Below are 13,993 nucleotides of genomic sequence, written 5' to 3'. Positions count from 1 at the left end.
CACCCATGATGTCATGTAAAGGAGTTAAAGATATACCATGATCCAGGAAATAGGCCCCGATCTGTTTGTCATCCAGGTGCCTCTGCCCAACAGCCCGCTCAAATATCTCAATTCATACGTGGTGCGCGCCAAAGACCGCCATCTGGTGATCGATACGGGATTGAATCGCAGGGCCTGTTACGACGCCCTGACCGGTGGATTGCACGAGTTGGGCGTTGAGCTCGACAAAACGGATTTTTTCATCACCCATCTGCATGCCGACCATTTCGGGTTGGTGTCGCGGTTGGTGACCGAGTCCAGTCGGGTCTATTTCAACCGGCCGGATGCCGAGATCGTCGAAGCCAAGGGCTGGTGGGAGCCCATGCTCGCCTATGCCGGCCTGCACGGCTTCCCCGATGGGCAATTACGAAAAGCCATCGAGCAGCACCCCGGCTACAAACACAGCTCCGAATGGATCCCTGATATGCGCATGCTCAACGACGGTGATGTGATCGAAGCGGGCAATTATCGATTCGAGTGCGTGCAGACCCCAGGGCACACCGTTGGGCACACCTGCCTCTATGATCGGGAGAAGAAGATCTTCGTGGCAGGGGATCATATCCTGATCGACATCACACCCAACATTCAGTGCTGGTCGGATGCACACAATCCGCTGGGCAGCTACCTCAAGAGCCTGGACCGTGTCAGGGAGCTGGAGATCGACCTGACGCTGCCGGGGCACCGGCGTCTTATCGAAGATCACCGGACGCGTATCGAAGAGTTGATGACCCATCACCAGCATCGCTGCAACGAAATATTGAACATCCTGGAGACCGAGATGCTGAGTGCCTACGACGTGGCGGCCCGTATGACCTGGGACATCAAATGCGATTCCTGGGAGGAGTTCCCCATCGCCCAGAAATGGTTTGCCACGGGCGAGGCCATCTCCCATTTGAGATATCTCGAGGAACTGGGGAATATTCGGCGTGAGAGCAACAATGGCCGGGTGTTGTTTACCGTGAGTTGAGGTGAACGTTGTGACGTGTACGCTCATCCCTTGGTGCCGATAATGCGCCAAGGGATGATTTTTTTGGACAAGCTTGGCAGGGTGATTAAAATCTATGCCACAGGATTTCAGACGATTGGAAAGCGGTTCGGAAACAACCCAGTCGAACAGAAAGGAAGGTCATCATGACGAAAGAGACTTTTCATATTCCCAATATTTCCTGCGGTCATTGTACCGGCACGATCGAAAGGGAGCTCAAGGAACTCGACGGCATCCAATCCGTTCGAGGCGATATCCAGGCCAAAACCGTGACCGTTGAATACGAAGCGCCTATGGATAAAGCGAAAATCCTCGCCACCTTGAAAGAGATCAACTATCCGGCGGCTTGATAGGGTATGGGCCGGCGCAGCGCAGGGTTTTCCCGTGTAGCTTGTCGGATCATCGGCCGTTATGAGACTTTGGCGATGCGTCGCATGGCGCCGTCGATGTAACGCCCCATGTCAAATTTACGCTCAAGACCGGAGCGCGCCATATATCGGATCTGACCATATATGGGGCGCTCCTGCCATGGCCTGTCATGCAAACCGAACACCCAGCCCACGCCGGCATAGGAGTTGGGGTCGCGGCCATCGAGGAAATATTTGTTGTTGAGCCTGAGCGCCGTGGCAAAGGCCTGTTGGGGCGTGGGCTGCCATTGCAGGATCTTTTTCCCCCAGTACATGCGGAGGTAGCCGGGCATGGTGCCGGTTGCGCGCATCTCCTGCATGCATGCATTCCAATAGGGGTCCTGGGTTTGGGCGGCCTCCAATGTCTCGTCGTCATAGATCGGCCGCCTTGCATCCGAAGCGTGGTCGGCCAGGGTTCGGCGCGCCCAGGCCGGCAACCCCTCGTAGGCGTCGTAGTGGGGATTGAACCAGACATGATTGATGGCCAGTTCGCGCCGGACGATCAACTCCTCCAGAAACGCCGCCTTCGTTTCCTCGGGCGCATCGGCCTTTTGAACCGAAAGGGCAACCTGTAAGGCTGAGATCTGGCCGAAGTGCAGATAAGGGCTTAACTGGGAGGCGGCCTGGTTTTCCACCTTGTAGCGGCGATCGGTGTAGCGCGATAAATTTACTTCGATAAAATTATCGAGAAATATGAGTGCGTTCGAGTATCCACCGTCAAGTAATGGTGTAGCCGGTCGAACGCTCCGGTCCACGTCCAGGCGGTCAGCCAGTCGGGAAACATCGGTTCGGTCGAAGAGGTCGAGCGAGCTTTTTCTGGGAGGTTTTCCCGGTCCGATCGGCTTCATGAACTGCGGCAGAAGGCGGTTGATCTTGGGGCGGAAGGTGCGTGCTGCAAAGTCGGCTTTGTCGGAGGCCAGCTCGACCGGTACGATCGCATCGCTCTCCACCTCGACCACCCGGTACGCGGATCGGGCCGCAAGGTCGGCACGCCAACCGCGCTGATGACGAAGATAGCCGCGGTCGCAAACGATCAGAGCGGCATCGCGGCCGGCGGCCAGCGCCACGTCCGGCGGTGATCCTGCGGCAATGTGCATCACGACGCCCATCCGGGCCAACTCTTGATCCACCTCGGCCAGACCCTGCAGCATGAAGGCGAAATGACGCCAGTTGGCTTCCGGGTATGCGGACGTCAGGCCAAAAACCACCACCACCGGCAACCGGAGTGTGTCGGCCTGTTCGATGGCAAGGTCGAGGGCATGATTGCCGTGGACCCGCTGGGATTGCTGCATCCAGTACAGCACATATCCGCCCTTGGGGTTCGGCGATGCATCGTTTAATTGGCGAGTTCGCCGTGCATCGGCGGCCGTATCGGTCACGTTCGTGCTCTCTTTTGATTTTTGCAATGTTTGCGCAAATGGCCGGGCAGTTCGGCGGCAAGTTTTTCGACAGCCAGCTCCTTGGCTTTGGCTTCGATCTCGATGGTAGCTTTCAGGTGTCGCCATTCACAGGGAAAATCCATAGGGTCGATATAATCGTGATGGGGGCGTCCGTCCCCGGCGCCCCAGGCCGACAAGGGGCTCGAGAGATGGAACAGCGGCTCCCTGTCCCAGGTGGTCAAGGCCTGCCGGGTCGCTTCGGCGATGCTCAGACCGTCGGGCAGACAGCGGTGATGGTGAACGTCATAGACCAGCGGCACACCGGTTTCACGACACACCGGCAGCAATTCACCAGGCGTGAAGGTCCGATCGTCGTTTTCAAGTGTCAGCCGCTTTCGGACCTCCGCCGGCAAGCCCGCGATGTTTTGGGTCAGCCTGGCCAGCGCAGCGGTTTTGTCTCCGTATGCACCGCCGCCGTGGAGGTTGATCACATCGGCATTGACCCATTGGGCCACCTGGGCATGATAAATGAGATCGGCCGTGGATCGGACCACGACCTCCGGGGAGGGCGAGTTGAGAACGATGAATTGATCGGGGTGAAAGGTCGTCCGGATGTCGTACCGGAGACTGAATCGACCGCATTCCCGAAAGGCATCCACCACGGCCTGCCCGCCGGGCAGGTCGCTCATTTCGTATCCCACGTCAGGATGGGTCTTTAGAGGCAGGATCTGGCTGTTGATGCGGAACGCACCGATGCCGTGCGACTGGCAATAGGTGAGGGCCGCCATCAGGGATTGGGCGTTGTGCAGGCAGATGCTCGCGATTTTCTCCAATTGCCGGCCGCGCGGCATGCCCATCAGATGCTTGGCCGTGGTGCGCCGGAAGGCGATGGGCGCATCGCGAAAGATGCAGCAGAGGCCGAAGCGGAGCATCCTAGACATGATTGCGCAGTTTCAGGGCGATGGGATGCGGATTGAGATAGGTTTGCCCGGCGAGATACTCCTGACCGTACTTGCGCACATAGTGATTGCACAAGGTGATGGGAACGATCAGCGGCACATGACCGGCCCGGTAAGCGCCGATGATGTCGACCATCTCCTGCTTTTCATCGCTGCTGAGTACCTTTTTAAAATATCCCATGATGTGCTGGAGCACGTTGCTGTTCTTGGCCATGGTGGTTTTTAGATGCAGGGCCTCCACGAAGACGCTCTCATAGGCGTCAAAGAGTTCGGCGGGGCGATGCTGCTTGCCCTCGGCCACCAGTTTGCCCAGAGCGCGGTAGTGATTGGGGCTGTGGGCCAGCAGGAGGAGTTTTTCACGGGTGTGGAAGGCGACCAGGTTGCCGAGTTTATGTCCCGAGGCGAGCAGGCGACGCCACCGTTGCAGGGCGAAGATGTGTTCGATGAAATTCTCACGAAGCAGCGGGTCGTGCAGGCGGCCTTCCTCCTCCACCGGGATGCGGGGGAAGTGGTCCATGAAGGCCTTGGCAAACATGCCGCTGCCGGTTTGATAGGGCATTCCCTCATCGTTGTAGATTTTGACACGGGTCATGCCGCTGCTCGGAGAGCCCTTTTTAAATATGAAACCGCACAGGTTTTCCTTTTCGAGCTCGCTGACGCGTTTGTGGGCCCATTTGAGCATACGCTCCGTGTGATCGATTTTGCTGCGCGTGGTGATCAGCCGGGGCGCTTCCGGCGAACCGGCCAGATGCATGCTCTCCCGCGGCACGGGAAGGCCGCACTCGACTTCCGGGCATACGGGCACATAGTCGAAATACTGCCCGAGGGTGTCTGTGAGGAAACGATCCAATTTGTGCCCCCCATCATAACGCACCTTGTTTCCCATTAAACAGCTGCTGATGCCGATTTTGATTTTTTCTGTGGACAAGTCGGACTTCTCTGGCATGGCAGTTCTCCGTATCATCGATGATGGACAGGAATGTTTGTCTTCTTCGACAAAAATTTTTAGGAAACCCGAAACCCCAAACGTCTATTTGGTTTCATATTATTAACCTGGCAATAATTCTTGCCCTGTCTTGTCTTTCCGGCGATAGACGGAACCAGTATAGATACTGGATCCCGTATCAAGTCCGGGATGACCGAATTCGGCCTGTCTAATTGTCGGTTTAATAACAGCAATTCGAAGTTCAGTTTGAGGGACATGTTTTCCAGAAGTTGTTTGATAAAAAAATTCGCATCGCAACGAACATGTTAGGCGTGGGTGGAGCAGGTGGCCAGGGCCACGTGAGCCTGCGGTCGTAGTGCCAGTTAAATGCAAACGGCGGACAAGCGGCCCAGACTGTTTGAGCGCAGCGAGTTTCTGGGCGGCCCGCCGTGCATTTTAGCGGTACTTGACCGCTTGGCGTGTGGCATCGGCCACCTGCCCCACCCACGCCGGGTTCAATGAAAAGCATTGAGTTAGACTATCTGTCATATGAGCGGCCTTCTTTTATGTGGATCGCAAGTATGTTAGGGTACGCCATATGTCTCATTTCCCATGGAGGTCAAGATGCTTGATACCATAAAGGAACTGATTCGGCAAAACGATCTGTGTGTCCTGGCGACCATAGGCCCCCAAGGACCGCACACCTCCTTGATGGCCTATACCGCTTCCTCAGACGCCACCCGGATGTTTCTGGTCACGCCGAAGAACACTCTCAAGTACCAAAACATGGTCCGCGATCCTCGGGTCAGCCTCATGATCGATTCGCGTAACAAGGCGTCGCGCCAGGAGATACGGGCCTTGACGGTTTCCGGGCACGCGGCCGAAGTTGCAGACCCGGAAACCATCAAAGACCTCCGTGACGCCTTCGCCGTTCGGCACCCGCACTTGAAACGCCTCATCGAACAGCCCGATGTGGCCTGGATCAGTGTGCAGGTCGATTCGTTCCAACTGCTCGACGGCGTCCACGACGCCCATCACGTCCAATTGGAATCATAGCGCTCGGAATACCGGCCTCTATACCTCCTCTTCGCCCGGGCCGATGAGAGGCAGTTCCTTGTCTATCTTGAAGAAGACCAAAAACTTGGGTCCGGCAGATTGCTTCTCGGACGTATATACACGGCGTTTGAGTGCGGCGAGCCGTTCGGTATCCTGCTCCTCGCTCACTTTGGTCAAAAAGAACCGTTTGCCGCGATATCCAGCGCCTTCCTCCCTGAACAGATAGGCGGCCTTGGGGTTGGATTGCAGGTAGTGATGGGAGAGGCGGTCGTTCATGATGAATGCCATGGTGCCGTCTTCCATCACATGCGGGCGGCTGTATACGGCCGAATCCACATTGCCTTGGCCATCCGCGGTGGACAGCACGCCAAAACCTTTGTTGTCTTCGAAGTATTGTTTCAGATCCATGGTATCCTTCTCCTTAATCTCTTGTTTCAAGGTGAGACTCTCTTATCAGTGATATCCGATAGGGTTCATTTCAAGGGCCGGCGTAAAGCCCGCCACTACAACACTCGGGTGGAAGTTCCAGGCGTCCATGCGCAAGCCCTCCGGTCTTCCGGATCGAATCGCTTGGGCCGGGTCGTTCGGGCGGCGCCGGCACGCCGTGCAATGGCCTTCAACATACCTTGATAAATCCACACATGAAAGGGGGAAAGCACATACCAGTAGACCAGGCCGCCCAGACCCCTGGGCAGAAACCGCGCGACCATCCGGAGTTCGCAACGATTCTGACCCGAGGGGGCCAGTTGAATGTCGAGCAATGCCTCGCCGGGCATTTTCATTTCGGCCACCAGCGTCAAGCGGCGGTTAGTATCGAGGTTCAGCACGCGCCAGAAATCGAGGGCATCTCCGGTACGCAGCCGCTCTGGATGGCGTCTCCCCCGTCGAAGCCCCACACCCCCGACCAGGCGGTCGAGCAGGCCGCGAAGCCACCACAGCCCATTGCCGAAGTAGTAACCCTGCCTCCCACCGATACGCTCCACGTGTCTCCAGGTCTGCTCGCAGGAGGCATCCAGCACCATGCGATAGCCGCAGTTCAAAACCGTGCCGCCGGCATAGGGCGCATCTCCACAGATCGTCCAAGCCGGCGGTTGAAGCGCACCGGCATCGGACCAGCAGGTCTCCACCTGTTTTTCCAGGATGCGGTCCAGAGCGGTACGTATGGCCTGGCGACAGGGGATCAGCTTCTCTTCGACGACCGCGCGAACCTGATCGTCGGCACAGGTCGTCGGAACGCTCAATCCTTCGGTCAGAGGCAGGGCGATGGATGCAGGCACCGGGGTCACCAGGTGAATCCATCTCGCGCTGAGGGTCGGCGTGAGCACCGGCACAGGTATCACCCGGCGTCGGGGCAACCCAGCCTCCTCGGCGTAGAGTTGAATCAGGGTTTCATAGTTAACGATCTCCGGTCCGCCGATGTCAAAAGTTTTGCCTATGGCGCCATCGTTGCCCAGACACCCGACCAGGTAACCCAATACATTTTCGATGGCTATCGGCTGGGTGGGTGTGCGCACCCAACGCGGGGTGATCATGACCGGCAAGCGCTCGACCAGGTAACGCAGGATCTCGAATGACGCGCTGCCCGATCCGATGATCATGGCCGCCCGCAGCACGGTGGTCGGTACCGAACCCGATTGGAGAATGTCACCGACCTCGTGCCTGGATTTCAGATGGCGGCTGATGGCATGATGATGGCCGTCACCCAGGCCACCCAGGTAGATGACCTGTCTGAGGTTCGCCGCTTCCGCGGCTGCACGCATGTTCAGCGCACCTCTTCGGTCGGCCTCCGCATATCGGCCCTTTTGTGCCACCATGGAGTGAACCAGGTAGTAAGCCGCATCACAACCCCGGGCCGCATCATACAAGGCCCGCACATCCAGAACATCCCCCTCTGCCAACTCCGCATTGGGATGCGACGCCCAGGCCCGGCAGGCCATCTTTTCCACAGAACGGCCGAAGGCGCGGACACGACACCCCCGGGCCAGCAACCGCGGAATCAGGCGCCCTCCGATATAGCCGGTGGCGCCCGTCACCAGTATGCGATTCACCTCAACCATTGGTCCAACCCTTCGTCAAACATTCAGTCCTATCTTCTCGCCCCACACGGCATACACTGGGTCGGCGTAGGGCAGTTGCATATAATATTTATCTTGAACGGGCCGGCCAAGTCCCCTGAGCGAATAGGTCTGCAATTTTTGAAATTTTCCGGATCTTCGGAAATACTCCAGGACCAGTCCCATGCGTTCGAATTCGTGCAGCTCTTTCCATATCGCCACGGCCTTGGGCTCGAACCAACGGTTGGAAAAGGTGACAACAAACGGGCCCCCCGGACGCAGCACACGGGCCACCTCGGAGAAAACCGAAATCGGATCGATCAAGTATTCCACAGAAGCCGTGCATACGACCGCATCGAAATGGTTTTCCGGGAAGTCGAGTCCAAGGTCCTGGTTCAAGTCTTGCACCCTGCGGTCGGTGAGCCGTTCGTTTTTTTCGAGCTCATATGCGTTCAGTCCCAGGCCGGCCAGATGGGACAACCGTACGGATGAGGGCAAATGGGAATCCCAGCTGCCCATCAGATCGAGGACGTTCATACCGTCTTTTATAAAACGACCATATAGATCCTGGATCACGCCCAGTGCCGCATCGTCCAGATGCTGTACCAGGCGAGGTTTGGCGTAGAACTCTTGATCCGCGCTTTCATCCTGGCGGGCGAAGGGGTTTCCCTCGAAAAAGTCGGTGGGCCGGCCCATCCAGGGGGCCTGCATGCCGACCCCATCGCAAATGGTTTCGATCCAATCCCGCATGCCGCCGCCGCGTTCCTCGAACTTGGGGCCGACCGATCCCACCGATACCTTCAACGACACCGGCCGCTCGGACAACGGATGCCCCAGGTCGCCCTGGAGGCTTCTGTCATTGACATCCACACATCTGAACGGCTGTCTGTTGGCGCTGAAAACTCCCGCAACGTCTCGGAGCAGGCCCTTGGGATAGAACCTGCCGAACAGCGGCCTCAGATCGGGTTTTCCGATAAGGACCGGGTCGAATTGGGCGCGTTTGAAGGTTTGGACCGAGCGGGACTGACCATTACGGAACAACTCTTCGGGCGCAAAATCGATGGACAACTGGTCCCCGGCCTGTTTGTTTTCCAGGCTTGTTCTCAACCGGTGGGGAAACAGGTCTCTCCAGAAATTCACGCCGCGTGCGGCATAGGCATCTGTGTGGCGCGCCAGTTCACTGGTCCATCCCAACTGGAAAAAAATATCCGCAACATTGTTGATGTTAATATGATTCATTTCCGACCTCCTTTTTCACCTCATAGTAGATCATCGGAGGCCAATCACAACACGGGCACTTCAAGAGCTGATTGGTAGGTCTATACTGCCATTTGTTGCATTTTGATAGTGGATCTATCCGATCGACATAAGATAGGAACGCAGGTTTGTGCTGCTGTTCTTGATGCCGAATTTGTGGCGCAGGTTTTTGCGATGAAAATGGACGGTGGTCTCGGACACCGACAGGATTTCGGCGATCTCCTTGCTGCTACGACCGTCTTTGACCAGGGTGGCGACTTGCAACTCCTGGGGCGTGAGCAAAATGTTGATATTGGTCAAGCGCTGCATGAGGGGGGAGATGATATCGTTCAAATGAGCGTCGACGATTTCCACGGCCGTCTTGTCCTTGGGTCGCAGCGGCGCGCGCTTGAGCTTTTCGACATAGGGCAGGACCAGGTTTTTGATATTGGACAGGACCTTTTGCTCAAGGTCGGTCCTGTCGTTTTCCCGCTGTTTGAGAAGGACCTTGAGAGCGATGTTCGCCTCTTCCAGGTACTGTTTCTGTTCTTCCAAGGCCACTTTGCTCTGTTTCAGGGCCTCTTCGGTCAGTTTCAGTTGGGTGATCTCCTCGTGGCTGACCACGACGCGTGCCGGGCCATCACCTTCCATGCGGATGGCGCGCATGTAGAACCAATGGTGTTCGGCGGGACCATGACAGGGATAATCATGCAAAAACTCGGATACCTCGCCGGTAATCACCTGGCGAATCCCTTCCGCCACCGCGTGGGCATCTTCGGCCCCTTCACCTTCGGCCGAGTCGCAAACTTTCAAATAATTGGTTCCGATGAAATGGTTGGCGTGATCGGCGAGCGTGCCGCCCCCGAACGCCTGCCACGCGCGGTTGGTTTCCAGGATGGTGCCCTGGTCGTCGAGGATGGCGATATGGGCGGAGAGCGAGTTGAGAACGGCTTTGCCCAAATCGTCACTGAAGGTGCAGGGTTGATGGTCGTTCACAAAACGATTTATGCTATTTTTCATAGGGATCTCCCCAAATGATGTCCGGCCTAACGACGTTGCGGCGGCTCCCGAACGGGACCAGGGCGAGATTGAATCCGATGGGCGCCCGGCAGATTGGGTCCGGTTCGACCTTGCCGACAAGCCGTGTTTGGGTTAAACCATACCATTTTGGTCGCAATAGGCAAGCCCTTGCACAGGAGCATGTATGATTCTGCCATACAAAGGAAAGATGCCGATCATCGGCAAAAACGTGTTTATCGCCCCGACCGCCGTGATCATCGGTGACGTCGTCATCGAAGACGATGCCAGCATATGGTTCGGCGCGGTCGTCCGCGGCGATCGGGACAATATCACCGTCGGCTCCGGCAGCAATGTTCAGGACAACTGCACCTTGCACGTCGACAGCAACCACCCGTTGCGAATCGGGGCTCAGACCACCATCGGTCACAATGCCGTCATCCATGGGTGTACGATTGCCGATCGGGTCCTGATCGGCATCGGCGCGGTGGTCTTGAACGATGCCCTGATTCATGAGGGCAGCGTTGTCGCGGCCGGCAGTGTCGTGCCCGAGGGCATGGTGGTGGGCCCTCTGGAGTTGGCCGCGGGCGTGCCGGCCAAGATCAAGAAGCGGTACGAACAGGACCGGGCCCAGACCCATGTGCGAGAGGCGGGTATCTATCTCGAACTCTCCTCGGACTACAGGGCCGATATGGCGTAGCGCATCTTTCCTGGCCTCTCCTCGTTGATGGATTCGTAAATCGTCGCGGCCGGACGGCGCCGTAAGAAGTTCAAGATCAAGGTGCGCGAAATTCCGTGTCCTGAGGCGCACTCGTCGTACGCCGCAAGAACCGCGGGATGAGCGCAACGCAGATATTGAGATTCTTACGGCGCCGTCAGCTTTATGAACTCACGGATTGCCCGCATGTAGACCGCCATCCCACGGAAGAAGATATCGTTGTGGTTGGCATCTTCGATCTGGATCAACCGTTTTTGAGGCGCCGGGCTGGCATTGTAAAGCGCCTGCCCGTCGCTGAATGGAATGATGTGATCGTATTCGGCATGAATGACGAGGGTGGGACCGAGGAATTTCGTGATCTTATCCACATTCCCGAAACAATCCTCCTCATTGAATCCGATACGATCCACATCGACGCCCAGCAGGCGCAACAGCGGCGCTGCATAGGCGAAACCGCTTTCGATGATCAGGCCGTCGATATTTTTATCTGGGTCAGCCGCCAGTTCCAGAGCGGACGCGCTGCCCAGGGAGCGGCCCATGACCACCAGTGGGCCCTGGTAGCCACTTTTCGTCAGCCAGTCGCGCGCATAGTCGAACACCAGGTGGCAATCGGCCATCATTCCGCTGATCGTCGGGTATCCGGTGGATCGGCCGTAACCGCGGTAGTCGGTCACGATAAAGTTGATCCCCATCTGGTTGTACAAGGGCGCCAGGTCATCGTAATCGGCCACGATCTCCCCGTTGCCGTGAAAAAAGAGGATTGTGGCGCCCGATCGATCGCACAGGTGGAACCGTGATCCGATGGCGATCTCCCGGGCGACCGGGATGAGGTGGTCCTGGCCTTGGCCGCGCCGGTCAATCCCTGCCGGTTCGGGCCGCGGATGAAAAATGGCGCGCAGGATTTCGGGGCGGTCCAGTTCGGCATACGCATGGCGATCCGCTGCGGTCATTTCTTTCTCCTCCTCAATTCGACGGGTAACCGCTTGCCAAAGGCCAGGTGGTTGTTGACGTAGTAGCTTTCCTGGGGGGTGAAGGCGTAGATCCTGACCTTTTCAGCGACCTCCGGAACGACATCTGCCGATTCCGATTTCGAAGGCCGCAGAAACGGCACCGCAAACGGGAATCGGGCCAGAAATCGCCCGATACTTTTCAGTTGATCGGTTCGTTTGCTGATCTCACGAAGATAGCCGCTCATCTGCAACCCCTGGATTTCCTGCCACTGGTCACTGTCTGCGAAAATGGCCGCCGCAACGAGGTCGTCCGGCTGTGTGCGCTGGACATGGCGTGCGTTGGGGCTCGAAAAAAAACAGAAAGAGGGCTCGACGTAGACATAATAAACAGGCGCCGCCCAGGGGCCTTGATGATCCTGGGTGGCCAGCACCATGGTGCGCATGGAGTGGATCAATGCACAGGCATGGCGGTGAAGAACTTCAGGAGCCAGCGGGTCATCGGAGGGCCCTTGCAGTGGGTTTCGGATGTTCATGATCGCGGCATCCAGTTGGGGGGGGGGATGCGACCGGTGATATCGCGCGTTAAGCCGTCACACCCCTTGGGTTTCCCTGGTCATCCAGGTTGAGACGTGCTTTGAAAAATTCGGTTTCTTCTTCTATGGACAAGCCCTCGAGTTCTTTCAATGCTTCGCGGATTTCCTTGGAGCCGCGTTCATAGACCTGCCAAACCACACTGAAGTCGTTGCGCACATCCCGCAACGAAAACTTCCCTTCCGTATTGCGCAGATAACGGATCACCGCGTCCCGCACCGCTTCCCAGTTGTCTTTACGGGTTTGATTGAAAAGGGCGGTCAAGCTGCTGGTGTTCTTCAGTGCTTTCTTCAGGAAACGTTTATAGAAAAAGCGGCGCAAGGAAAAGGCCCATGCCAACAGGCCCGCGATGACGGCACCTCCGGCGATGACGCCTTTTATGATCAGGTCGGTTCCCGCCAGGGGCGGCGCCGTCATGGTGATCATAAAGACGGCGCTGCCCAGTGCGAGGCAGCACAGGAAGGCAACCAGGAAATTTTTGAGACCGAATTTGCGGGCCCTTTTGCGATAGCTGATGAGGGCTTCGAGAAAATGGGCCAATCGTTCGCCATGGGTTTCCACGAAGGCGGCCAGGTTGTCCAGTCGGTACCGCGGCGCTTGCAACACCGCCAATTTGAGCACATCGCGCTGATTTTCCAGGAAGCGCAAGTAGCTCATCTCCTGATCCTTTGATATCTCCCTGCTTTTTTTCAGGGAGTAGCTCAAATGGATCATGGGGATATCTTTGCGCCCGGTAATTTGGGAAAGGTTCCAACATAAGGTCCCGTAGACGCGCAACAGGTCGATCATGGAGGCACACTCGTCGATCCGGTTGAGAACGAACAGTACCCGGTCCTCAAAGGTTCTGGATGGCAAGGTTTCACGCAGGCTGGTGTGAATCTCGCGAACGGTACCGGCCTTGTGGGGATCGAAGAGAACGAGGACCAGGTCGGCGATTTGAGCCAGATCTCCAATGACCTCCTGGTAGTTATACCCGCGGTCCCTTTCGGTGATGCTGTCGAGCATGCCCGGGGTGTCGATGAGGGCCAGATTCTTGAGGAATGGCGAATTGACTTTTTTCAGGCGGAAATGGGCCGCAAACCGTTGGCCGTGCTTCTTTAACGTTTCAAAGGGGTATTCGCTGTCGTTGAGCAGAAATTTTCCATCCCGTGACTCGGTCACCTTGATCGGTTCGTCGGGTGGCAGCGAGTCGTCATAGGTGATGATCGTGAACGAGTCGTCGGTGGGCGCCTGACCGGTAGCCTGGATTTCGGCCCCGAGAAATTCATTGATCAGGGTGGATTTGCCCGAAGAATACCCGCCTAAAACCAAGACCTGGGGACGCCACTTGATGGTAGTTTCCAGGGGAACATCGCTGTACCCGTAGCGAATGGCCACGGGCGTCAGTTGCTCGGCGACCATCTCCAGCATCTCGGTGCGAAGGGCTTTAATGTAATTGTCTCGATACATGTATGGCTCCAGATGGTTCGCCGTCGATTTCCACTTGGACCGATGCGCGTACAATATCCGTCCGATTCTCCTTTTTACCGGATCGTTGGCACTCAGAGTTGGCCTCAAAATGTATATATGAAATTCAACGAATTAAATCAATGAATTAAATATGGCCCCGGTGTGGGGTGCCCATCGCCTTCACAAAGCGCGTTTGCGTCGTGGGCGCAGGTGGGACGCTTTCCTTGG

General features: G+C 57.0%; 14 protein-coding genes. 4 read left to right on the top strand and 10 right to left on the bottom strand.

What is annotated here, in order from left to right; translation table 11 throughout:
• Positions 1-37 precede the first annotated feature (37 nt).
• Entirely contained in the window at positions 38-1,006 is a 969-nt protein-coding gene (locus DFT_RS12750; RefSeq protein WP_054031560.1) for an MBL fold metallo-hydrolase, read from the top strand.
• A 164-nt stretch (positions 1,007-1,170) separates the two neighbouring features.
• Positions 1,171-1,374, top strand: coding sequence for a heavy-metal-associated domain-containing protein (locus DFT_RS12745; protein ID WP_054031559.1), 204 nt, complete (start codon positions 1,171-1,173; stop codon positions 1,372-1,374).
• A 59-nt stretch (positions 1,375-1,433) separates the two neighbouring features.
• On the opposite strand, the gene DFT_RS12740 is transcribed toward DFT_RS12745, so the two are convergent.
• The 3 genes from DFT_RS12740 to DFT_RS12730 are packed head-to-tail and all read right to left on the bottom strand — an operon-like array spanning position 1,434 to position 4,715.
• A complete protein-coding gene (locus tag DFT_RS12740; RefSeq protein WP_054031558.1) occupies positions 1,434-2,810 on the bottom strand; it encodes a deoxyribodipyrimidine photo-lyase in 1,377 nt (458 codons plus the stop codon).
• On the bottom strand, positions 2,807-3,751 hold the full coding sequence (gene uvsE / locus DFT_RS12735) for a UV DNA damage repair endonuclease UvsE (RefSeq protein ID WP_235506220.1): 945 nt from the start codon (positions 3,749-3,751) through the stop codon (positions 2,807-2,809). Before uvsE ends, DFT_RS12740 begins: the two co-directional genes overlap by 4 nt.
• Positions 3,744-4,715: a YbgA family protein gene (locus DFT_RS12730; RefSeq protein WP_054031556.1), complete on the bottom strand. Its 972-nt coding sequence runs from the start codon at positions 4,713-4,715 to the stop codon at positions 3,744-3,746. The genes uvsE and DFT_RS12730 overlap by 8 nt, the downstream gene beginning before the upstream one ends.
• A 603-nt stretch (positions 4,716-5,318) precedes the next feature.
• On the opposite strand from DFT_RS12730, the gene DFT_RS12725 reads away from it, so the two are divergent.
• Positions 5,319-5,750: a pyridoxamine 5'-phosphate oxidase family protein gene (locus tag DFT_RS12725; protein WP_054031555.1), complete on the top strand. Its 432-nt coding sequence runs from the start codon at positions 5,319-5,321 to the stop codon at positions 5,748-5,750.
• Between the two features lie 18 nt (positions 5,751-5,768).
• Here the strand turns inward: DFT_RS12725 and DFT_RS12720 are convergent, their stop codons facing one another.
• The 4 genes from DFT_RS12720 to DFT_RS12705 form a co-directional block, all read right to left on the bottom strand.
• Positions 5,769-6,158: a pyridoxamine 5'-phosphate oxidase family protein gene (locus DFT_RS12720; protein WP_054031554.1), complete on the bottom strand. Its 390-nt coding sequence runs from the start codon at positions 6,156-6,158 to the stop codon at positions 5,769-5,771.
• Between the two features lie 95 nt (positions 6,159-6,253).
• Entirely contained in the window at positions 6,254-7,807 is a 1,554-nt protein-coding gene (locus DFT_RS12715) for an SDR family oxidoreductase (RefSeq protein ID WP_054031553.1), read from the bottom strand.
• Between the two features lie 15 nt (positions 7,808-7,822).
• On the bottom strand, positions 7,823-9,043 hold the full coding sequence (locus DFT_RS12710; protein WP_054031552.1) for a class I SAM-dependent methyltransferase: 1,221 nt from the start codon (positions 9,041-9,043) through the stop codon (positions 7,823-7,825).
• Between the two features lie 114 nt (positions 9,044-9,157).
• A complete protein-coding gene (locus DFT_RS12705; RefSeq protein WP_054031551.1) occupies positions 9,158-10,060 on the bottom strand; it encodes a PAS and helix-turn-helix domain-containing protein in 903 nt (300 codons plus the stop codon).
• A 184-nt stretch (positions 10,061-10,244) separates the two neighbouring features.
• Between DFT_RS12705 and DFT_RS12700 the strand changes: the two genes are divergently transcribed.
• Positions 10,245-10,757 (top strand): gamma carbonic anhydrase family protein, encoded by a 513-nt coding sequence (locus tag DFT_RS12700; RefSeq protein WP_054031550.1) that lies wholly within the window; start codon positions 10,245-10,247, stop codon positions 10,755-10,757.
• 164 nt (positions 10,758-10,921) lie between these two features.
• Here the strand turns inward: DFT_RS12700 and DFT_RS12695 are convergent, their stop codons facing one another.
• Genes DFT_RS12695 through DFT_RS12685 form a run of 3 tightly spaced genes read right to left on the bottom strand, consistent with a single transcriptional unit; the run spans position 10,922 to position 13,765 of the window.
• A complete protein-coding gene (locus DFT_RS12695; protein WP_054031549.1) occupies positions 10,922-11,725 on the bottom strand; it encodes an alpha/beta hydrolase in 804 nt (267 codons plus the stop codon).
• Entirely contained in the window at positions 11,722-12,258 is a 537-nt protein-coding gene (locus tag DFT_RS12690; RefSeq protein ID WP_054031548.1) for a pyridoxamine 5'-phosphate oxidase family protein, read from the bottom strand. The genes DFT_RS12695 and DFT_RS12690 overlap by 4 nt, the downstream gene beginning before the upstream one ends.
• A 49-nt stretch (positions 12,259-12,307) precedes the next feature.
• Positions 12,308-13,765, bottom strand: a complete 1,458-nt coding sequence (locus DFT_RS12685; RefSeq protein ID WP_054031547.1) for a dynamin family protein — start codon at positions 13,763-13,765, stop codon at positions 12,308-12,310.
• Between the last annotated feature and the right edge of the window lie 228 nt (positions 13,766-13,993).

It is taken from the genome of Desulfatitalea tepidiphila (assembly GCF_001293685.1).
GTDB classification, from domain to species: domain Bacteria; phylum Desulfobacterota; class Desulfobacteria; order Desulfobacterales; family Desulfosarcinaceae; genus Desulfatitalea; species Desulfatitalea tepidiphila.
Note: the sequence above shows the minus strand (reverse complement) of the source record. Positions and strands in the feature narration are given on the sequence as shown.